Source organism: Actinomycetota bacterium (assembly GCA_014360655.1).
Taxonomy (GTDB): Bacteria; Actinomycetota; Geothermincolia; order Geothermincolales; family RBG-13-55-18; genus JACIXC01.
On the sequence record JACIXC010000001.1, the window covers coordinates 178902 to 201073 of the forward strand.

Sequence of the window (22172 nt, forward strand, 5' to 3'; positions counted from 1 at the left end):
TCGCGACCGTCCGCCTCTTTCCCGTTACCTTCAGCACAGAACGCGATGGGCAGGCCTCCCCCACCACGCGCGTCGACCCCCCAGGGCAATCATACCATAATTTACCATATCCTTTACGTTCCTTCCCTCTTTGCCCGCGAACAGCGCGCGCGAACGCGGGTCGGTTCCCATCCCTGCCCCTCACGGCTCGATGGCGGCTTGATGGGATACCTCTCGATGGGGATATCCTCCGTGGAGAGGACCATCTCCCCCTCCCGGTCGTGGATTATTATCCACTTCAGCCAGTTGACGTTGTCGGTATCCGGGTAATCCTCCCTCACGAACCAACCCCGCGATTCCTTCCTCTCCAGGGAAGCCCGGTAGAACATCTCCGCGCAGAGCGCCATGCTCCTGGCCTCGTTGCAGCGGGCCAGGTCGTGGGGGTCTTCGGCCTTCAGCCCGGACAGCCTGTCCTTCACCTTCAGGACCATGCCCAGGGCCTCCCACATGCGGGCCTCGCTCTTCCAGTTGCTGTACCTGACGGGCGTCATCGCCCCCTGTACCTCGCGCACGAGATCGAGGGCCGAGACCCCCGCGCCATCCCGCCGCGCCGGCGCGAAGATCTCCTTCCTGAGCGCGGCGGCCTGCGCGCCGTCTATGCGCGGCGCTTCCCCCGCCTGCGCGGCATATTCCACGGCGGCCAAGGCTCCCCTGCGGGCGCTCCACACCGCGTTCATGAGCCCGGTGCCGCGGATGCGGCCGGGGGGCGAGGGCACGGCGCCCGTCCAGGCTGAACCGCTGTAACTGACGTCCCCCACCGCGAAGAGGCCGGGCAGGGAAGTGGCCATCTGGTGGTCGACGCCGACCGGGGACTGCTCACCGACGAAGCCGGGAATCACCTCGGGCATGCCCGGGATGTCCCCGGCCTCGGCGGCAGCCGTTTTCTCCCAGAGGCGCGACCAGAAGGCGACGGCGGCCGGGCGGTCCCATACCAGGTCGGTGGCGAAAAGTATCTCCGACCCAATCTGCAGGAGGTTCTCCTCGCTCCTGACCCTCACCGGCCCCCTCCCTTCCAGGTGTTCCCTGTACCAGCCGACGGCGGCCATCGCACAGATGTCCGGGTGCACGCCGGGACGGTACTTCGCGGAGACGTCCTCCCCCCCGGCGTTGTACATGTGGTCCTCTGCCCCGAAGATGACCTCGCGGCTCGCCGCGTGCACCATGTTCACGAAGCTGCCGAATTCGGCGTTTCTCATGCGCGCCCCCGCGCGGTAGGCCGCCGCTATGCCGTCCCCGCGACCGCAGCTCCACATGGGCAGGACCCGGTAGTTCTGGCTGCCGCTGGCCAGGATGGTCGCCCCGGCCCGCACCAGGTAGCAGGTGCCGTCCTCGATGCCGAACCCCATGGCGCCGGCGACGCGGTCTCCGTCCTTGAGGAGATCCACCAGGGTCACCTTGTCCAGGAAACGGACCCCCAGCACCCCGGCCCTCCGCCGCAGGCGCCGGCACATGTCCAGGTCCACGCCGGCCAGCCCCCAGGGGACGTCCAGGCCGGGGAGCTTGACGTACTTCCAACTGCCGTCCCTCTCCTTGGCCACCCTTACCCCCCAGGCATCCAGGCAGTCCAGCACGCCGTTGCAGGTACGGGCGTACTCGCCCAGAAGCTCCTGGTCCTCGAGGAAACAGCCGATGTGGTGCACGTGGAAGCGCACGAAGTCCTCGGGCCTGTCGGCGGGGGTGAGAAAGGCGAGTATCCCGCCGCCCCTGTCCGCCTTTCCCGCCCACCCCGCGGTGGCCTTCTCCACCACCAGGACGTCGAGGCGTGGGGCCTTTTCCTTCACGGTTATGGCGGCCGCGAGACCCGCTATCCCGCCTCCCCAGACGAGCACGTCGGCGGATAGGATCTCCCCCAGCGAATCCAGCCCTGTCATGCCGTTACCTTTCCATTATCTTCCAACAGGTTAATAGCGCTGGGCGCCTTACACCGCCTCCCGCCCCTACAGGGCCGACCATCGCATGTACGCGAAGTCGGGGGTCACGGTGATGCATTCCCGCGGGCACCTTATCTCGCACAGGTTGCAGTGAACGCAATCCTCCGCGTGCGCGACAACGGGCTTTTTCCCCGCTTCGTCCCAACGCAGCACGTTCACGAAGCAGGCCTTCACGCAAGCCCTGCATCCGTCGCACCTCTCGAGATCGATGTCTATGGCATTCATCTCCGTCCTTTCCTGACGCCGCCCCATAAGGCCCTGTCGGATAGCGCGCCTCAACCGCTTGCCGGGGCCAGGAGATCCGCGAACCTCATCATCTTCAGGGGATGCCTGGCCGCACCCTTCATCCTCAGCTCGCCGCGCAAGAACCTGGCCGCGAGGTCCCGGCCCTCGGGAGTGAAGAGGAACTTCAGCGCCGCGGGCCCCGCGGGCACGCGCGCCAGCTTCATGAGCACCGCCGGCTCGCAGCGGATCGTGATGTCCGCACGGGGGGCGACGCCGCACTGCAGGACCACGCGTCCTCCCTTGAAGGTCACGGTGAACGCGTATTCCCCGCGGCCGGCGGGCTCCATGGCCACCGCCAGGTCCATCTTCCCGGCGGCCTTGCGCTTGCGCGGCTCCTTGAGGAGGTTGAGGAGCATGGCCCGCATGAAGCGCGCCAGCACGTGCAGGTCCTCCCCGCTCTCGATCACCAGAATGCCCCGCGGCTCACCGGCGGGAGTGGCGGCGGGGGCGGGTCCTCTCTCGTCAACCGTCCCCATGCCCTTCCCCCTTCACCCCGCACCACTCCAACAGGTGACGCTGCAGGCGAACCCTGCATTCCTCCATCTGCTGCGGTGTCCATGACCGGAAGCCCCTGCCGCTCGAGAAACCCAGCTCGCCTTGCTCTACTTTTCCTTTAAGGAGGGGCGAGGGTTGCGGCGAACTCTCCAAATGCCGCAGGACATACTCGTGAATCTGCAAGGTGAGGTCCAGGCCCACCATGTCCGCGTTCTCCAGGGGGCCGAGCACGGGGAGCCTCATGCCGAACCCCAGTTTCACCACCTCGTCCACCGTCTCCGCGTCCGCGATGCCGCGTTCCACGAGGGAGACGGCCTCGCGCCACAGCGCGTGCTGCAGCCGGTTGCCCACGAAGCCGGGCACGTCCTTTTTCACCCGCACCGGGCGCTTGCCCGCCGCGACCAGGAGCTCGCACGCGCGGTCCACCGCCCAGGGGGCCGAGTCGTTCCCGGGGATCACCTCGACCAGCGGTACCAGGAAGGGCGGGTTCCAGAAATGCGTCCCCACGATGCGCTGCCTTTCCGCCGCATCCCGGGCTATCTCGCTTATGCTGATCACCGAGGTGTTGGTGGCCAGGATCACATCCGGCGGGCAGAGAGCGTCCACTTCACGGAAGAGGTCCCGCTTCCGGTCCGCTTCCTCGGGAATCGCCTCTATCACCAGCTCCACTTCGGACACCGCTTCCTCCAGGTGGATCGTGGTGGAAATCCTTTCCAGAAGAGGCGTGATGTCTTCCGCCTTCCACGCGCCTTCGCTGACCATAAGCTCCAGGTTGCCGCGCACGCGGGACAGCGCCTCGTCCAGCCGGTCATGTCCCGTGTCCGCCAGGTAGACCCGGAAATCATGCGCGGCGAACGCCTGTGCTATGCCGTGCCCCATGAGGCCGGCTCCGATGACCGCGACCTTCCCTTTGCGGCCTTCGCCCATGATCACCCCTTCCCATGTCGTCAGCGCCTCAACTGGCGATATTTCCTCCGTCCACGTAGAGGATCTGCCCGGTGACGAAATCCGAGGCGGCCGAGGCGAGGAAGACCACCGTCCCGATGAAATCGTCCGGCACCGCCGCCCGGCCCCAGGGGATCCTGTCCAGGAATATCCTGGCGGACTCGGGGTCGGAGAGGACCGGCTCGGTGAGGGGCGTCCAGAAGATGCAGGGGGCGATGGAGTTCACGTTTATGCGGTACCTGGCCCACTCCACCGCCAACTGGCGGGTGAGCAGGTGCACGGCCCCCTTGCTGGTCCCGTAAGCCGCGTAGCCCAGGGGGTGCCCCAGTTGTCCCCGCACCGAGGACACGGTGATGATCTTTCCCGCCCCCCGCTTGATCATCTCGCGTCCCGCCTCCCGGCAGCACAGGAAAGTCCCCTTCACGTTGGTGTCCATGACCTGTTGCCAGTCCGCGATGTCCATCTCCTCCGCGGGGGCGCGCCTGGCGATGCCGGCCGCGGTCAGGAGGATGTCCACCCTTCCCAGTTCCTCCAGCGTCCTTTCCACCATGGCCCGGACGCTTCCTTCGTCCGTCACGTCGCAGCTCACGGGGAGCACTCTTCCTCCCGCTCCCTCTATCTCCGCCGCCGCCGCCTCCAGGGCATCGACCCTGCGGGCGGTGATGACCACGGAGGCCCCGAAGGCCGCCAACCCCGCCGCTGCCGCCTTTCCCAAGCCCCCGGAGCCCCCGGTGACGATGGCCGCCTTGCCGGACAGGTCGAAGAGCCGCCTCATCTCGCCGGCGTTCATGTCAAGCATTCCTTCCCTCTCCCGTCATGCCGCCTTAATCCGTGTAGTTGATGATCACCAGCATGCTGGCCGGCCGCTTCCCCCTGTTCACGATCTCCCTGCCCTCGCTCGCCCCGATGTAGAGGGAATCCCAGGGGCCGAGGGTAACCTCCTCTCCCGACTCTCCCCTCACCGTCACCTCTCCCTCCAGGACGAAGTAGACCTTCTCGGCCGGCGAGGCGTCGAATTCCGCTCCCCCTCCTGGAAGAAAATGGGAGAGACCCACCCAGAAGGTCCGGGCTCCCGTCTCCTCCCTGCCGTGCAGCCTGAGGGCGGTCATGTCGAAATGCTTCGGCGCCTGGTAGGGCCGCGCGTCCTTGAGTTCCACCTTCTTCATGCCTCCGCTCCTTCTTGCGTATCCTCCCGTGACGGGTGGCAAGCCGTCATTCCTCGACGATGGCCACCAGCCTGACGATGGAGCCGTCGCCCTTCTCCCAGCGGATGGGGAATCCCGCGATGGTGACCCTTTTCCCGAGCACCGCGTCGATGTCCCCGCCCACGTTCTCCCATCCCATGATGCCGTTGCCCAGGAGCAGGCGGTGGCAGGGCTCCCATTCCGGAAAGTCCTCGACGACGTCGCGGCCCGTCTCCCTCCTGTATTCCTCGCACACGTCGGGGAGGAGCGGGCCGGTGCCGTGGGGGCCGATGGCGGTGGCCAGGGGATGGTCCAGGGCCTGCTGGTCCACGCCCACCGCCTTGACGCCTTTTTCCACGAGCCACTCCCCCGCCTCGCGGTAGAGTCCGGGCGAGTAGGCGAAGTAGCGGCGGTTATCCCCGTAGTGATGGTGCCAGCCGGAATGGATGATGACGATGTCCCCCTTCTCGATGCGCGGCCTGGCGTTCTCCAGGTCATCGGGCGTGATGACCTCCCACTTGCCCTTGGGGATGTCCACCACCACCCCGGTCCCGTAGTAACTGTCGAGGGGTATCTCGTCCGTGTAGGGGGCCCCCTCTATGACGTGCGCCGGGGAGTCCGCGTGGGTGGTGCAGTGCATGAAGGTGGTGATCTGCTGCGAGAGCACCCCCGACTTGGCGTGGTAGTGGAAGCGCTCTATCCTCACGTCGGGGAAATAGGGCCATAGAGGGGCGTTGTGCCCGAAGGGATGGCTGAGGTCGTACAGCTTTACCTTGCTCATCGCTTGCCTCCTCCTCGATGTCCCAACCTGCGCGAGATCTCTTCCGCGGTCTTCTTCACGCGGACCACCACCTGCGAATCGCCCTTCCCCGTGATCCGCTGCGCCGGTCCGGCGACCACCACGGCCGCGATGGCCTCGCCGCAATGGTCGAAGACTGGGGCGCCCACGGCGTTGATGCCCACGTCTATCTCCTCGCGATCGAGGGCATAACCCCTGCGCCTGACCTGCGCCAGCTCCTTTCTGAAGAGCGCGGGGTCGGTGATGGTGTTGGGCGTGAGCCGAGGCATATCCCCCGCCAGGAACTTGTCCACCAACTCCGGCGGGGAGAAGGCCAGCACGGCCTTGGAGCCCGCCGCCGCGTGCACCGGAAGCCTGTCGCCCACCGTCCCCGCGATGCGCACCCGCTGCGGGCCCTCCGCCACGTAGGCCATCACCGTCCCCGCGCCGGTGAGGATCTCGAGCACCACGGTTTCCCCGAGGCGGTTGCGCAGGGCATCGAGGTAGGGCTTGGCCAGGTGCACCAGGTTGGCGCTCAACCCGTTGCTGTAGGCGCGTCCCACGTCCGCGGCGGCCGGGCCCAGGCTGAATTTCCTCGTCTCCGGGTTGCGCTGCAGGAATCCCTTCTGCTCCAGGGTGTTGAGGATGCGCGATGCCGTGGCCTTGTGCAGGCCCAGCTTGTCGCCGATCTCCCCCGTCCCCATCTCCTGGTTGTAGGGGGTGAAGGCCAGCAGTATCTCCAGCGCCTTCTCTATGGAGTTGGGTCCTTTCTCAGCCATGGCCCGCTGCCGCCTTTCGTCCCCTCGCCGCCTCTTGACTCCTGCCGCGTCGTATTATATTTTAAAACTCGGTATCATAATACGATAATCACGCCAAGTAAGCAATCCAGCGATTTCCGTGACGCGGATGCTCTAGGTCACCGGTCAGGCTTTCAGGGGAAGCATGGGCACGAGGGGTTTTAAGAACGGCTTTCTCTCCTACGTTCCGGAGAAAATATGCCATGCCGGTCACCCCCTCGCATCCTCGATCTGCTTCCCCCGAGAAGCGACCGCGTTCGAAAGGAGAAGGGGGTATTCCTGTCGACGGGCTCCGCCTCATGCATCCCGTGTTGCGGGGTGATACGGAAAGCGGGCACGCGGCCCGAGGGGAACGGCCGGCATACGGGGGGATTGAAAGGAGTTGCGCCATGAGAGCCATGGGAGTTTACCGAGGAAGGGTTTCAGGCAACCGTCGCGGTAAAGCCTTTGCCGCGCGCTCGTTTTCCATGAGCGTTCTTACCGTCTTTTTCATGCTGGCGACCTTGCTCCTACCTGGCGGCGCCGCCGCCACGGCCCCGGCGGCGGACCGGCCCTACGTCGACGACGGGCGCTACGACTACGGGCTCAGCCAGCCGAACCCGGATTACAAGGTGAAGGTGGAGCTCAGGGTGGAGATACCCATGCGCGACGGGGTGAAGCTCGTGGGCGACGTCTACCGCCCCGACGCCCCCGGCCGTTTCCCGGTGATCATGTCCGAGGCGCCCTATCCCCGCAACATGTACTATTTCCCCGGCCTCATGCCCGGCGTCGACGACCTGGGCGGCGCGGAATGGAAATACCTCCAGTTCGAGCAGGCCAACCCGCACTACTGGATCCCCAGGGGATACGCCTTCGTCACGGTGAGCACGCGCGGGTACGGGGGGATGCTGGGATCGGGCAAGGGCTCGCAAGGGCAGACCTCCGCCCTGGACTACCAGGAATACGTGGACTTCTACGACGCCATCGAGTGGGCCGCACAGCAGCCGTGGAGCAACGGCAACGTGGGCCTCTACGGCATCTCCTACTACGCGTTCTCGCAGTACTTCGTCTGCGCCCTGCGTCCCCCCCACCTCAAGGCCATCGTCCCCTGGGAGGGACTCGCGGACCCCTACCGCGACATCGGCTACCGCGGCGGCATCCGCTGCATGTTCGGGCTCACCTTCGCGCTGGGGCTGCAACTGCTCGCTAACAATTTCTGGAAAGCCACGAACTATCTCGGCATGTTCTTCGCCCATCCACTGGTGGACGACCTCTGGGAGCGCGGCGTGCACGCCCGCTCGCGGCCACCGGGGAGCACCCCCACCGTGCTGGAGGCGCTCTCGGAGATCGACGTCCCCATGCTCTCCGTGGGGAACCTCAACGACCCCGACCTGCACCTGCGGGGCAACGTGTACGCGTTCTCGGCGGCGCGCAGCGCGCGGAAGAAACTCCTCCTCTACACGGGGACCCACTGGGGCTCGGCCTACCAGCCCTGGGCCAACCGCACCGTGCTGCGCTTCTTCGACCACTACCTCAAGGGGGTGGAGAACGGCGTGGAGGACGAGCCGGCGGTGGACGTGCAGCTGCGCACGGGCCCGGATACCTTCACCCACCTCTACGGCGACGCCTGGCCGCTCGAGCAGACGCGGTGGACGAAGTACTACCTGGACGTGGAGGGCAGGACGCTGGGCGCCGTGGATTCCGGCAAGGAGAGCTCGGCCGAGGCAACTTGGGAGAGCGATGCAACGGGCAGCAGCGACCGCATCACCTTCCTGAGCGAGCCGCTGGCGCAGGACCTGCAGGTAGCCGGTCCCCTGAGCGTGCACATCTGGGTGTCCTCCTCCACGAAGGACGTGGACCTCACCGTGGAGCTGCGCGACTTCGACGAGGAGGGGAACGAAACGCGCTTCCCCTACTACATCGCCGGCAACCCCGACGAGCCGGTGACGCGCGGCTGGCTGCGGGCCAGCCTGCGCGCCCTGGACCCCGAGCGCTCCAAGCCCCACCAGCCCTTCTACCTCTTCACACACAACGACTGGCTCACCCCGGGGGTCCCGGCGGAGCTGGACATAGAGCTCTGGCCCACGGCCATGCTCTTCAAGGCCGGCCACCGCATCGGCTTGACAGTCCACTGCGGGCCGTACAACCGCGCCGGCGAGGTGGCCTTCGCGGGGCAGCTGCTGCCCTGCCTGCCCAGGTGGACCCTGAAGGTCCCGGCCTACCAGGCCTTCTCGCCCGATCCCGGGACGGTGAAGCTCCATACCGGCGGCACTCGTTCTTCGTGGCTGGACCTCCCGGTCATTCCCGCGGACCCCGCTCCCGCCCACCAGCTCACCGTTGAGGACGGGAGCTTCACGCCCGCGGTGGCAAGGGGAGAGATGGGAGACCGCTTCTGCTGGACCAACGCGGGAGACGACTATCACTCTGTCACCGAGTCGAGCGGCCTGGGGCTGTGGGACTCTCAACTGGTGCGCGGCTTCCGCTCCCACAACCCCAAGACCTGGTGGGTGAAGGTCCCTTGGGCGGGCACCTTCGCATACAGGGACATGGTGTGGGGCTTCGAAGGGAGAATGGAGATACCTGTGAGGGTGCCCTCATCCATTCCCCGGAAGAAAGGGGTGAGCATCGAGCTGGGAACCGAACCCCCGCCAGCGGGGTGCGGGTTCGACGTCCAGATAAAGCGTGGAGCCGGCGAGTGGAGGACCGTCCGCGAGGGGATAAGCGAAACGCGCGTCACCCTGGACCCGCTGCCGCGCGGCAGCTACGCCGTGCGCTCCAGGCTGCGCAGGCTCGACGCTGCGGGGCCGGAGGTCGCCTGCGGCTGGTCACCGGAGGCGTCATTCACCGTGAAGTAAACGGGGTCACATCTTCGATCTTCGGTCAGTCGGCGAATAAATGACATGCTCCTGTCTCTTGGCGCCAATGAAGAGCCCCCGGCTCCTGCCGGGGGCTTTTTCGCTTGCGGGCTTATACCTTCATCCCTCGGTCACCTTCCCGAAGGGGCCGCGTCCTCGTTACTCGGCCACCTTGCGGGTAACCACGCCATCTCTTCACATCCCCCTTTCCCCGTCCCGGACCGAGAGCCGTGCATCGGAAACGTGCCCCGGTTCTCTCCCGGTCTTTCCCCGTTTCTCGCGGCTTCTACCCGCCGCCTCCAGCCTCTTGATAATTTCCCATTATTTGCCAGGCTTCCAAGGTCCTTCTACAGCCCGGCTATCTTCTTGACCAGCGCGTAGTCCTTCGGGTAGTAACCGCCTTGGGTGCTGATGGTCGTGTTCAGCTCCTGGTAGACGTCATTGCCTGCCTTGAAAGCCGGCCACGGCGGCTCGCTTCCACCATTGGGGTCTCCCGTTGCGGCGAACCTGGCCCAGTAGTTCATGATGGACTTCGAGAGCGCCTGCACCTCGGCGCCCGCCAGGCTCAAGAGCGAGCTGCCGAAGACGTAGGTGACCTCCGAGCCGTGGTAAGCCCCCATGGCCGCACGCGTGGGGTCGGTGGTGGAGACGTAGGTGAACTTGTACACGTAGACGGGCATGCCGTCCCGCGCCATGCACTCAGCGGCGTGCCGGGAAGGACCCGCGAAGCCCAGTCCGGTGAAGAGCTTGACGTAAGCGGGCGTGGCGCTGGCGCCGCTTGCCGGGTAAAGGGCTGCGACCTCCCCGGCAAGGGGACCGAAGATACTCTTCAGCATGTCGTTGTACTGGGCCGGCGTCAGCTGTTGCTGCCCTACGAACATGGAACCCTCATCGGCCACGGTGCCGATGAGCAGGGGTACCTTGTGCTGCTTGCCCTCCGCGAAGATCTTGTAGGGTTTGTCGGGAAGCACGTAACCGTCCGCTATGGGCCCCGTGTCCAGAGCACCGGGCAGTTTGGCCGCCACTTTCTGGAAGGCGTCCAGGAGCTCCTGGGCGCTCTTCTCCCGCAGCGCCGCCAGCTCGTCACCCGCCTTGTCGCAGCCGAGCTCGGCCGAGATCATCTGACCGGCCTTCTCCGCGTCCTGCAGCGTGTCGCCGCACTTGGTGGTGAGGAAGGCCATGGGGAAGAAGCCGCCGCTCTCCACTATGGCGCGGTGGAAGAGCCCCTCCGCCAGGGGGCTGGCGAGGAGGTAGCAGACGCTCTCCCCGCCCGCGGACTGACCGAAGATGGTGACGTTCCCCGGGTCTCCCCCGAAAGCCGCTATGTTATTCTGCACCCACTTCAGGGCGGCGATCTGGTCGAGCAGGCCGTAGTTGCCCGACACCCCGTTGGGCGATTCCTGCGAGAGCAGGGGGTGGGCCATGTACCCAAGGGGGCCGAGGCGGTAGTTTATGGTCACCACCACCACGCCCTTTGCGGCCAGGTTATGGCCGTCGTAAAGGGTCTGGGACCCGGCCCCCAGCACGAAGGCGCCTCCGTGGATCCATACCATGACGGGGAGCCTCTCGTCCGCGCTCTTGGCAGGCGTCCAGACGTTGAGGTAGAGGCAGTCCTCGCTCTGGTTCGGTAGATTGTAGAACTCCTTGGCGAACTCGTAGGGCCAGGGAACCTGGGTGCACGCGGGCCCGTCCTCCAAGCAGGGCCTTATGTCGTCCCAGGGCTCCACCGGCTGGGGCTCCTTCCAGCGCAGTTCGCCAACCGGGGGCGCGGCGTAGGGCACGCCCCGGTAGGTGGATATCCCATCGCCCCCCACCGTGCCGCGTATGCGGCCGCTGTCCAGCTGTATGACCTCCATCGGGCCGTATTCCTCGGCCGCCTTCTCCTCCGCCTTCTTGCCGCACCCCACGAGCAGCACGGTGGAGAGCAAGGCCAGGATGAGCACGATGACCAATGCTCTCGATCTCCTCATTTCTCAACCCCCTTCCTCGAGAATCTATCCCCTTCGCGATCGATGCCGGCGCACGGGCTTTCGCCGTTGCGCAGCCACTGTTATTCTCCCCATCTTGACCGTCGGTTATTCCGTTTTTCGCCGCGCCACCGCATCTAACCTTCCCGGCACCGAGCGAGCCTTGACCGCCGCGTCCAGGCACGCAGCCTCATACGGGGGCATGACCGGCTCTGCTTCCAGGGCTCACTGCCCGGCAAGCCGCTACGCTACTGTTGCGCGAAGGAACCGTATGAAGGATCCGCGAGCCTTGTGTTTCCCGCGGCAATCGCAAGCACCGGAAGCCCGCGCCATGGCGACGTGTTCCCGTCGGGGAGTGAGAAGAGCGGGGAAACGAAGCCGCGCAAGCGGCGAAATGCGCCACCCGTCGATCATGGGAAGAAAACACCTGGAGCATCGTCGAGAAGCGGGCTGGCGAGCCGCTCCTGTCCCCGCGACTTCGAGGAGGACAGCGCCGCCATCGGTTGCCATACGGCCTGGGCGGAATGCGGAAGATACCCGTGCCCGGAAACGGTCGCCGACGGCATGGGGACGGAAAGACGGCGAAACGGCGAGCGGGATCGCCGTGGAACCGCCGTGCGGGTCATGCGGGGAATAGGGCACCGGACACGGCGACGGACCTGCGCCGCCAGGCAAGGGCCTGTTGTTCGAGGCCTGTTACTGCCGGGGGCCTTCGCCGAATACCCCGCAGACCTCCCTCCACGGGCAACGGGACCGGCAGAAGTCGAGAGGGGCCTTTTCCCGGACCAGGGCGATCACCTCCTCCACCGTCATCCTTTCCCCGTAGGGGACGCCCAGGCCCTCCAGGATCCTCGCATCCCACCTCCTGACCTTTTCCTCGTCGCCCACCGGGTTCTCGCAACGTTCATTCCTGTATTCGGGGCAGTACAGGCAGACCTGGTCCGGCCCCTCCGTCACCACGATCACCGCATCGCTTTCCGCCTCGGTCAGCTTCTTGAGCTCGTCCACGACGCGGGCGAACCCCTCACCGCGGGCCAGGAGGTGCAGGGGAAGAAACCTGCTGCAGAAGACATGATGCGGCCGCAATCTGAACGCCTGCTTCTCGCCACCGGAAACCATGCGCATCCCCCTCTTTTGATCTCGATACCCCGTATCCCGCCAGGTCATGTCCCTCATCACGCGTTGTCACCCGCAAGCGAGTTGCGGAGGGCCGCCGAGCGCCACGCACCGTGCGAGCCTTGACCCCCCGCCTGGGCATCACGTAAGGCCGAGCTCCGAGCAGCCTGATTCCCGGTCCAGCATGACCATCCGCGCCGCATGACGCGGGGCCGAGCCCCGTGCCTTGCCCCCCGCGCCTCAGGCCTCGAAGCCGGTCAGGTCGATGACGGCGGCCCGGCCGCTTGCGTCCGCACCCTCCAGTGCCGTCATCAACTCGGCGGGCGTGCGTGCCTCGGCGCCGTAGAGGCCGAACCCCTCCGCCACCTCCCGCCAGTCGTAACCCTCGCCCACCACGCACACCGTGACCCTGATGTCCTCCCGCCGCGCGGTGTCCAGCTCCTGCATGTGATGGAGCAGCGCCTCCGTGTCGCATAGGGCCAGCACCCGTTCCCGCGGGCGCGCCAGCTTGACTCCCATGGCCATGGGAAGCCCGTAGCCGAAGCCCCGCAGACCCCAGGCCTGGAAACGGGTGTTGTGGGAAAGCGCCGGGCAGAGCAGGGACCCCCAGTACCCCGACTCCCGCCCGTCCAGGACCACCACGTCGCCCGGCTGCGCCGCCTCTCCCAGGGCGCTGATGGCCGCGCCCGAGCCGCTCCCCCTGGCGTCTCCCCTCACCGCATCCAGGTTACGCAAGAACGCGTTGCGGCACTCCCTGCTCCAAGCTACCCTCTCCGCGGGAGCGGGCGATGTCCTGTCCGCAAGGGCGCGCGCGATGGAGGACGCGTCCCCCGCCAGGGCGGCTGACACCCGCGTGCCGAGACATCCCAGGAGCTCCGGCTCGGGCGAGGTCTGCACCACCTGCGCGCGGGAGAGGGGAGCCGCCGCGAGGGCTTCCTCCTGCTCCGCCAGGGTGGCGCCGAGAAAGAGCACCGTGTCGGCCTGCGCCAGCGCCTTCTCCAGCTCGGAGAGGGCAGGGTGCCCCAACACGCCAACGAAAGAGGGGTCGTCCCCCGACACCGCCGAGAGGGCGGCGGGCGTCAGCGCCACCGGGCTGGAAAGTCTTTCCGCCAGCTCCGCGAGTTCCCTCCAGGCCGCCTCCCGCAGTATGCCCAGCCCGGCCACGATGAGCGGCCTGGCCGCCCCGTCCAGGACGCCCGCGGCCTCGCGCAGGTCTTCCTCGCCCGGGAATATGCCTCCCTCGAAGCGGCTGGTGCCGGGCGGGGGCAGCAGCTTGCGCAGCTTTCCCTCCGTCACCAGGTGGAACTCGTAGAAGACGTCCACGGGGACGTCCATGTGCACGGGCCCCTTCTCCCCCGACAGCGCCTCCCGCAGGGCCCTCTGCACCAGGCGGGGTATGCGCTTCCAGTTGTAGGCTATGCAGTGCCAGCGCGTCACCCCCGCCAGCATCTCCGCCTGGTAGCACCCCTGCAGCGACTCCTGTGCCGGGTACATCTTCCAGGTCTGGACCTGCGGGGATATGGAGAAGATGGGCACGTGGTCGGCCCAGGCGCCGGCGATGCCCGCCGCCGCGTAGATGGCGCCGGCCCCCACCGTGGATATGACCACCGCCGGCTTACCGGAGGCGCGCGCGTAGCCGTCGGCCATCATGGCGCCCGCCGCCTCGTTGCGGGGGACCACCAGCCTCAGGTCCCGCTCCCGGTTCAACGCGTCGAAGAGGGGGAGGACCTGCCCGCCCACGACGCCGATGAGATATTCCACTCCCTCCTGGGCCAGGGTCTTGGCCACCAGGTCTCCTCCGTTGAGCATGTACATGGCCTTCACCCCCTATTTCAGGTCCCGGTCGAGAAGGATGTTCACCGCGTACTTGGCCCGGTTGAGCAGGCGGCGGTCGATCTTCATCTTGGGGATGCCGACGGCGCGCAGGGGGTTTATGGGCACCCCCTCGAACTCTCCCAGGGCGAAGCTTATAAGGCTCTCGGGGAAGGTGTCCGGGTCCACCAGCACGTCCAGGACCGCCGGCATCCCCGCCTCCATGGCTTCCTTGAAGGCGGGCTTGATCTCGCCTGCGCGCGAGACCCTGCGGCCGTAACATCCCAGCCCTCTCGCCACGGCGGCGTAATCTATGTCTCCCAGCTCGGACCCCGTGCGGCGGGCCCCGAAGAAGAGGTCCTGGGCGCCCTTGATCATGTTCCAGCAGCCGTCGTTGAAGACGACCACCACGAACGCCATCCCCAGGCGCCGCGCGTTCTCCAGTTCCTGCACGTTGTAGAGGAAGGAGCCGTCCCCCTGCATGAGCACCAGCGGCCTCGCCGGGTCCGCCGCCTTGATGCCCATGGCCACCGGTATGCCGCAGCCCAGGGTTCCCATGCCCGCCGGGAACAGCGCGCTCTTCGGCCGGTGGGCCATGCAGAAGGTGCCCGCCCAGAGGGTGGTGTTCCCGCCGTCGATCACGAAGAAGACGTCGGGCGGCGCCTCCTCCCGTACCGTCTTCGCCAGGTAGCCCTGGTGGATGACGGGCCAGGAGGCGTTGGCCTCGCCCTCCACGCGCGAACGCCAGCGCCTGTTCACCTCGTGCAAGTGCTCCAGCCAGGCGCGGTGCGCCGGGTTCGGCTTCACCTCGCCCTCCTCCACCAGGGCGAGCATCTGACGCAGCACCGCCCCGGCATCACCGAGTATGGGTATCTCGACGGGTATGTTCAGGCAGATGTTCACTGGGTCGATGTCCACCTGTATGAAACGGATGTCGCGGTTCCAGAAGGGAGGCTGCCCGAACCCCTCCAGCCCCCCCAGGGCCGCGCCCACCACCAGGACGCAGTCGGCCCGCCTGATGGCGCGGTGAAAGGACTCCCCGCCCACGTAGGTGGGGCCCCCTATATAGAAGGGATTGTCCGCGAAGACGGTGCCCTCGCCCGCCGCGGAGGTGGTGGCCGGCACCTCGAGGGCGCGCACCAGGCGGTCCATCTCCTCCCAGGCCTGGGCGTGCACCACGCCTCCTCCCGACAGGATGAGCGGCCTCTCGGCCTCCACGAGCATGCGCAACCCCCTGCGCACCTGCTCCGGGTCGCCCTGCATGACCGGGACCTCCAGGGAGCCCAGGCCCTCCTTCACCATGCTTTCCAGGTCCGTTTTCGAGAGCTCGCGCGCGTCCTTTAGGACCTCCTCGGTGATGTCCAGGTGGACCGAGCCGTGGCATCCCCTCATGGCCTCGCGGAAAGCCTGCCCCAGCACGGCTGGTATCTCCTCCCAGCGGTTGACCGTCGCCCCCCACTTGGTGAAGGCGGAGAAGAACTCCCTCTGCGTGTAACCCGGCATGGGCACGGCGGAGACCCTCGCGGGGCGCACCGTCACCATGACCAGGGGCACCTTGTCCGCCCATGCGGTTCCCAGCCCCGTCACCGCGTTGGAGGCTTCCGCCGGGGTGGATGCCAGGACCACGGACGGGACATAGCGGTAGTACGTGTACCCGTAGGCCATGAAAGGCCCGGCGATGTCTCCCAGGGGCGTTATGGCCGTGACGCCCCCGGCCTTCTTCATGTCCGTGAACACGGGACCGAGGGCGCCCTCCTCCTTTCCCACCACGAAGGTCACGCCCGCCTCCTTCAGGCACTCCGCGAGCAGTCTGCAGCCCGTCACTTTCATGGCCACGCTCCTTTCGCCTTCCTCGCATAATCCCCGTTCCCGTCCATTGTGAAATGGGGCATCATGCATCATTCCCCAAGAATTCACCCACACCAATTTACCACACCGACACGGGGGCAGAGCACGTCTTGTGCCAGCAGGAACGGGGGTCAGGGCACGGAGGCCTGCACGGGGGTCAGGGCAACGTGGTTCAGGACTTGTTCCGTGCCTGCAGGAACCGGATGTCCGGGGCCCGCCTTGTTCCCGGGTCACGGGCATGGTCTGGGGATTGAGTTTTCGCTCCCCATGTCCGTATCATCGATATGTCTTCTGTCTTCACGAGGCCGAGGAGGACGAACCGCCCATGCGTATCCGGAAGCTTCTGATCGCCAACCGCGGAGAGGTGGCGGTACGCGTTGCCGCCGCTGCCGCCGACCTGGGCATAACCAGCGTCGGTATCTACGCCCGAGACGATGGGACATCACTGCATACGCGCAAGGTGGATCACGCCGTCCCGCTGCACGGGGGCAGGGAGGCCTATCTTGACATGGAGCAGATAATAGAGGTGGCGAAGACGGAAGGATGCGACGCCCTGCATCCCGGCTACGGTTTCCTGAGCGAGAGCGCGGACTTCGCTCGCCGCTGCGGCGAGGAGGGGTTATGTTTCGTCGGGGCGGACGCCGAGACGCTGGACCTCTGCGGCGACAAGGCCAGGACCCTGGCGCTCGCCGCGGAGCTGGGCATCCCCGTGCTACCGGGTATCCATGCCGCCGCGACCCTGGACGAGGTCAAAGCCTTCTTCCGGGAGTTCGGGGAGGGTGCCGGGATAATGATCAAAGCGGTGGCGGGCGGGGGCGGCCGCGGCATGCGGGCGGTGCACCGCTGCGAGGACATCGAACGGGAGTACGAACGCTGCCGCTCGGAGGCGCTCACCTCTTTCGGCAGGGGAGACGTCTACGTGGAGCAGCTCCTCGCTCCGGCCCGCCACGTCGAGGTGCAGGTTATGGCCGACTGCGAGGGCGGCGTGTCCCACCTCTGGGACCGCGAATGCTCCCTGCAGCGGCGCCACCAGAAGGTGGTGGAGGTAGCGCCAAGCCCCGGCCTGCCCGCTGAGCTGCGCCGGGAGCTCATCGAGGCGGCCCTGAGGATAGCGGGCGCCGTCGGCCTCAGGGGCCTGGCCACCGTTGAGTTTCTGGTAAATGCTTCCAGGAAAGGCGGCGGCCCGCGCTTCGCCTTCATGGAGGTGAACCCCCGCCTGCAGGTCGAGCACACCGTCACCGAGGCGGTGACCGGCCTGGACCTCGTGCGCATGCAGCTCGCCCTCTCCTGCGGGGCGACCCTGCGGGACCTGGGAGTGCCCGCGCGCGGCATCCCCGAGCCCCGCGGGTACGCCATGGAGCTGCGCATCAACATGGAGTCCCTGAACGAGCGCGGGGAAGTCCTCCCCTCCACGGGCGTTCTCACGGTCTTCGAGCCTCCCTCGGGACCGGGCATCCGCGTGGACACCTGCGGGTATACCGGTTACCGCCCTAACATGGTCTACGACTCGCTGCTGGCCAAGCTCATCGTCTCCTCACCCTCGCCCGCCTACGGCGATGTGGTGTGCAAGGCGTACCGCGCGCTGTGCGAGTTCCGGCTGGCGGGGATAGACACGAACATCGGGTTCCTCTGCAACCTCCTGAGGATGCCGGCCGTAACGGACAACGACGTGCACACGGGCTTCATAGAGGAGAACCTCGCCGTCCTCACGGCGGAGCCGGAGACAGCTCACCGCAGGCTCTTCTTCCCACCGGAAGGGGTTAAAGCGGAAAGCGCCCCGACGGCAGGGGATGCAAGCGCCGGTAACGCGGCCGCCTCTCAAGCGCCGCCCGATACGGTCGCCGTGGCGGCTCCCCTCAGCGGAATGGTCGCGGGCATCGCCGTGGTCCCGGGCGAGGATGTCCGCTCAGGCCAGGTCCTTCTTTACCTCGAGGCGATGAAGATAGAGCACGAGGTGCGCGCCCATGTCGGCGGCACCGTAAGGTCGCTCGCCGTGGGGCCGGGTGATTCCGTCCTCTCCGGCCAGGCGGTGGCGTTCATAGAACCTGGGGACGTCGGAGGGGAGGTCGAGCAGGAAGAGGAAAGCGCCGACCTCGACACCATCCGGGCGGACCTGGCCGAGGTGAAGGCGCGCCACGAGATAACGCTCGACTCCTCCCGTCCGGAAGCGGTGGCCAAACGGCGCGCCAGCGGTCAGCGCACGGCCCGCGAGAACGTGGCCGACCTCTGCGATCCGGGCAGCTTCATCGAGTACGGGGCGCTGGTGCTGGCAGGGCGGCGGAGCAGCATGCCCCTGGAGGAACTGATAAAGGCCAGCCCGGCCGATGGGCTCATCGCCGGCATAGGAACCGTGAACGGGAGCATCTTCGACGCGGAGAGGGCACGCACCATGGTGCTCGCTTACGACTACACGGTGTTCGGCGGCTCGCAGGGCATCATGAGCCACCGCAAGCTCGACCGCATGCTCGCGCTGGCTAAGCGGTGGCGCCTCCCCATCGTGCTCTTCGCGGAGGGAGGGGGCGGCCGCGCGGGCGACAGCGACTTCCGCACCGTCTCCGCACTGGACACGCCGAGTTTCTACAACTACGCGGTCCTGAGCGGGCTCGTGCCGCGGGTGGGCATCGTGTCGGGCCGCTGCTTCGCGGGAAACGCCTGCCTTCTGGGTTGCAGCGACGTCATCATCGCCACCGAGAACGCGAACATAGGCATGGGGGGACCGCCCATGATCGAGGGCGGCGGCCTGGGCACCTGGGCACCGGAGGACATCGGGCCCATAGACGTGCAGTCCCCCAACGGGGTGGTCGATATCCGCGTCAAGGACGAGGCCGAGGCGGTAGCCGCGGCCAAGAAATACCTCTCATATTTCCAGGGCCCGCTCGCATCCTGGTCCTGCGAGGACCAGCGCAAGATGCGCCTCCTGGTGCCCGAGAACCGCAAGCGCGCCTACGACGTGCGCACCGTCATCGCCACCCTGGCCGACACGGGATCCGTGCTCGAGCTGCGCCGTGAATTCGGGGTAGGGATGATCACCGCTCTCGTGCGCATCGAGGGCCGCCCCGTGGGGCTCCTCGCCAACAACCCCCACCACCTGGGCGGGGCGATCGATTCCGACGCCGCGGACAAGGCGGCCCGTTTCATGCAGCTCTGCGACGCCTTCGACCTCCCTATCGTCTCGCTCTGCGACACGCCCGGGTTCATGATCGGTCCCGAAGCGGAGAAGACCGCAGCGGTGCGCCACTACTCGCGCCTCTTCTTGACCGGCGCCTCCTTGCGCGTTCCGGTCTTCGCGGTCGTCCTGCGCAAGGGATACGGGCTGGGCGTGCAGAGCGTGGTCGGCGGTCACTTCCATGTCCCCTTCTTCACGGTGTCCTGGCCGACGGGGGAGTTCGGGGCCATGAACCTGGAGGGGGCGGTGCGCCTCGCCCTGCGCAGGGAACTGGCGGCGATAGAGGACCCGGAGGAGCGGGAGAGGACGTTCCGGCATATCGTGGAGGGGGTCTACGAGGCAGGAAAGGCCATCAATACGGCTTCCATTCTCGAGATCGATGACGTGATCGACCCGGCGGAGACCCGCGACTGGATCGTGAAGGGCCTGCGGTCGGTGCCGCAGCGGGCGGCCCCCACATGGGTCTCGGAGCGCAAGGCGAGACGCGTCATCGATGCCTGGTAATATTTGGTAATTTACCCACCGGAACGATGATCACGCCGGCCGTGTTTTACACGTCAAGGGCACGGGTATACTACTGTCGATGATCATCATGGGAAATTGACAATCATCACGGAAAGCGGTCGGCCATCCCGTTACCATCTATAAGGCAAGGACTCCGAAGCACTATCTTCACGAGGCGCGATAACCATTCCGCCACATCTTTGGGTGGCACGGAAGAACGAGGAGGTTTTTCCATGAACGGAGAAGGCAGGTGCCCGGTGACGGGCAGAGGCAACCCGCAGGCGAGCGGCAGGGGCATGACCGTCCGCGACTGGTGGCCGGACCAGTTGAACTTAAGGATACTGCACCAGCACTCCGACAAGAGCAACCCCATGGGCAAAGATTTCAATTACCGGGAGGAGTTCGCAAAGCTCGACTTCCATGCCCTGAAGAGGGACCTCTACGCGCTGATGACCGACTCGCAGGACTGGTGGCCGGCCGACTGGGGCCACTACGGCGGGCTCTTCATCCGCATGGCCTGGCACAGCGCGGGCACCTACCGCATCGGCGACGGCCGCGGGGGCGCGAGCACGGGAAACCAGCGCCTGGCGCCCGTCAACAGCTGGCCGGACAACGCCAATCTGGACAAGGCCCGCCGGCTGCTCTGGCCCATCAAGAAGAAGTACGGGCGGAAGATATCCTGGGCCGACCTCATGATCCTCGCCGGCAACTGCGCGCTCGAGTCCATGGGCTTCAAGACCTTCGGTTTCGGCGGCGGGCGCGAGGACGTGTGGGAGCCGGAGGAGGATATCTACTGGGGCAGCGAGGAGACCTGGCTGGGCGACGAGCGCCACGGCGAGGGCGAGGAGCTCGAGAACCCCCTCGCCGCCGTGCAGATGGGCCTCATCTACGTGAACCCGGAGGGGCCGGGCGGAAAACCCGACCCGGTGGCCTCGGGCCGCGACGTGCGCGAGACCTTCGCGCGCATGGGCATGAACGACGAGGAGACCGTCGCCCTCGTCGCCGGCGGGCACACCTTCGGCAAGTGCCACGGCGCCGGCCCCGCCTCCCACGTGGGCCCCGAGCCAGAGGCCGCCCCCATCGAGGAGCAGGGCCTGGGGTGGAAGAGCACCTTCGGTTGCGGCAAGGGTCCGGACACCATAACCAGCGGCATCGAGGGCGCCTGGACCCCCAACCCCACAAGGTGGGACACGGGCTACTTCGACGTGCTCTTCAAGTACGAGTGGGAGCTGGTGAAGAGCCCCGCGGGAGCGTGGCAGTGGAGGGCCAAGGACGTCGCCGAGGAGGACATGGTGCCGGACGCGCACGACCCCTCGAAGAAGCACCCGCCCATCATGACCACCGCCGACCTCTCCCTGCGCTACGACCCCATCTACGAGCCCATCGCGCGGCGTTACCATAAAAACCCGGAGGAGTTCGCGGACGCCTTCGCCAGGGCGTGGTTCAAGCTCACCCACCGCGACATGGGGCCGCGCTCGCGCTACCTCGGCCCGGAGGTCCCGGAGGAGGAACTCATCTGGCAGGACCCGGTGCCCGCGGTGGACCACGAGCTCGTCGACGAGGCCGAAATCGCGGACCTCAAGGCGAGGATCCTCGCCTCGGGGCTGACCGTCCCGGACCTGGTATGGGCCGCCTGGGCCTCCGCCTCCACCTTCCGCGGCTCCGACAAGCGCGGAGGCGCCAACGGGGCGCGCATCCGCCTCGCGCCGCAGAAGGACTGGGAGGTCAACGAGCCGGAGCGGCTGGCGAACGTCCTACGCACCCTGGAGGGGATCCAGCGGGACTTCAACGCATCGCAGGCCGGCGGGAAAAGGGTCTCCCTCGCCGACATCATCGTCCTGGGGGGCTGCGCCGCCATAGAGCGGGCCGCGAAAAACGCCGGTTTCGAGGTCACCGTCCCCTTCTCGCCGGGGCGCACCGACGCCTCCCAGGAGCAGACCGACGTGGCCTCCTTCGCCGTGCTCGAGCCGTGCGCGGACGGGTTCCGCAACTACCAGAAGAAGAAGTACGCCGTGAGGCCGGAGGAGCTGCTGGTGGACCGCGCGCAGCTGCTCACCCTGACCGCGCCCGAGATGACCGTGCTCGTCGGCGGCATGCGCGTCCTTGACGCCAATTACAAGCGGTCCCGGCACGGCGTCTTCACCGACCGCCCCGGGACGCTCAGCAACGACTTCTTCGTGAACCTCCTGGACATGGGCACGGTCTGGAAGCCCACCGCGGAGGACGAGGACGTCTTCGAGGGCCGCGACCGCTCCACGGGCGAGCTGCGCTGGACCGCCACCCGCGTGGACCTCGTCTTCGGCCACAACTCCCAGCTCCGGGCCATAGCGGAGGTCTACGCCTGCGACGACGCGCGGGAGAAGTTCGTGCACGACTTCATCGCGGCCTGGAACAAGGTGATGAACGCGGACCGCTTCGACTTGGCCCGTCCCTGACCACGGCGGGCGGATCTTCCCTCGCACGCCCGGATA

At 66.9% G+C, this 22172-nt stretch carries 15 protein-coding genes; 3 read left to right on the plus strand and 12 right to left on the minus strand.

Annotation, left to right across the window (positions count from 1 at the left end; genetic code table 11):
* Positions 1 to 113: 113 nt before the first annotated feature.
* The 8 genes from H5T73_00740 to H5T73_00775 form a co-directional block, all read right to left on the minus strand.
* Positions 114 to 1910, minus strand: a complete 1797-nt coding sequence (locus tag H5T73_00740) for an FAD-binding protein (protein ID MBC7246293.1) — start codon at positions 1908 to 1910, stop codon at positions 114 to 116.
* Positions 1911 to 1976: 66 nt separating this feature from the next.
* The gene (locus H5T73_00745) at positions 1977 to 2195 is read right to left on the minus strand and encodes a 4Fe-4S binding protein (GenBank protein ID MBC7246294.1); all 219 of its coding nucleotides are present in this window, start codon (positions 2193 to 2195) and stop codon (positions 1977 to 1979) included.
* A gap of 50 nt (positions 2196 to 2245) precedes the next feature.
* A complete protein-coding gene (locus tag H5T73_00750; protein MBC7246295.1) occupies positions 2246 to 2731 on the minus strand; it encodes a hypothetical protein in 486 nt (161 codons plus the stop codon).
* Positions 2718 to 3677: an NAD(P)-binding domain-containing protein gene (locus H5T73_00755; protein MBC7246296.1), complete on the minus strand. Its 960-nt coding sequence runs from the start codon at positions 3675 to 3677 to the stop codon at positions 2718 to 2720. The genes H5T73_00750 and H5T73_00755 overlap by 14 nt, the downstream gene beginning before the upstream one ends.
* A gap of 28 nt (positions 3678 to 3705) precedes the next feature.
* Positions 3706 to 4494 carry a glucose 1-dehydrogenase gene (locus tag H5T73_00760; GenBank protein ID MBC7246297.1) on the minus strand — a complete coding sequence of 263 codons (789 nt, stop codon included), beginning with the start codon at positions 4492 to 4494 and terminating at the stop codon, positions 3706 to 3708.
* Positions 4495 to 4519: 25 nt separating this feature from the next.
* Positions 4520 to 4861, minus strand: coding sequence for a cupin domain-containing protein (locus tag H5T73_00765; GenBank protein ID MBC7246298.1), 342 nt, complete (start codon positions 4859 to 4861; stop codon positions 4520 to 4522).
* Between the two features lie 46 nt (positions 4862 to 4907).
* Positions 4908 to 5660 (minus strand): cyclase family protein, encoded by a 753-nt coding sequence (locus H5T73_00770; protein MBC7246299.1) that lies wholly within the window; start codon positions 5658 to 5660, stop codon positions 4908 to 4910.
* Positions 5657 to 6436, minus strand: coding sequence for an IclR family transcriptional regulator (locus H5T73_00775; protein MBC7246300.1), 780 nt, complete (start codon positions 6434 to 6436; stop codon positions 5657 to 5659). The genes H5T73_00770 and H5T73_00775 overlap by 4 nt, the downstream gene beginning before the upstream one ends.
* A 485-nt stretch (positions 6437 to 6921) precedes the next feature.
* On the opposite strand from H5T73_00775, the gene H5T73_00780 reads away from it, so the two are divergent.
* Positions 6922 to 9288, plus strand: a complete 2367-nt coding sequence (locus tag H5T73_00780; GenBank protein ID MBC7246301.1) for a CocE/NonD family hydrolase — start codon at positions 6922 to 6924, stop codon at positions 9286 to 9288.
* A 347-nt stretch (positions 9289 to 9635) separates the two neighbouring features.
* On the opposite strand, the gene H5T73_00785 is transcribed toward H5T73_00780, so the two are convergent.
* The 4 genes from H5T73_00785 to H5T73_00800 form a co-directional block, all read right to left on the minus strand.
* Complete coding sequence (locus tag H5T73_00785) at positions 9636 to 11258, minus strand: carboxylesterase family protein (GenBank protein ID MBC7246302.1); 1623 nt, start codon at positions 11256 to 11258, stop codon at positions 9636 to 9638.
* A gap of 693 nt (positions 11259 to 11951) precedes the next feature.
* On the minus strand, positions 11952 to 12374 hold the full coding sequence (locus tag H5T73_00790; protein MBC7246303.1) for a DUF1284 domain-containing protein: 423 nt from the start codon (positions 12372 to 12374) through the stop codon (positions 11952 to 11954).
* Positions 12375 to 12611: 237 nt separating this feature from the next.
* Positions 12612 to 14186: a thiamine pyrophosphate-binding protein gene (locus tag H5T73_00795; protein ID MBC7246304.1), complete on the minus strand. Its 1575-nt coding sequence runs from the start codon at positions 14184 to 14186 to the stop codon at positions 12612 to 12614.
* Positions 14187 to 14198: 12 nt separating this feature from the next.
* Complete coding sequence (locus H5T73_00800; GenBank protein ID MBC7246305.1) at positions 14199 to 16013, minus strand: thiamine pyrophosphate-binding protein; 1815 nt, start codon at positions 16011 to 16013, stop codon at positions 14199 to 14201.
* A gap of 343 nt (positions 16014 to 16356) precedes the next feature.
* Here H5T73_00800 and H5T73_00805 point away from each other — a divergent pair, with 343 nt between their 5' ends.
* A complete protein-coding gene (locus H5T73_00805) occupies positions 16357 to 19701 on the plus strand; it encodes a carbamoyl-phosphate synthase large subunit (protein MBC7246306.1) in 3345 nt (1114 codons plus the stop codon).
* Positions 19702 to 19934: 233 nt separating this feature from the next.
* A complete protein-coding gene (gene katG / locus H5T73_00810) occupies positions 19935 to 22136 on the plus strand; it encodes a catalase/peroxidase HPI (GenBank protein MBC7246307.1) in 2202 nt (733 codons plus the stop codon).
* The last annotated feature ends 36 nt before the right edge of the window (positions 22137 to 22172 follow it).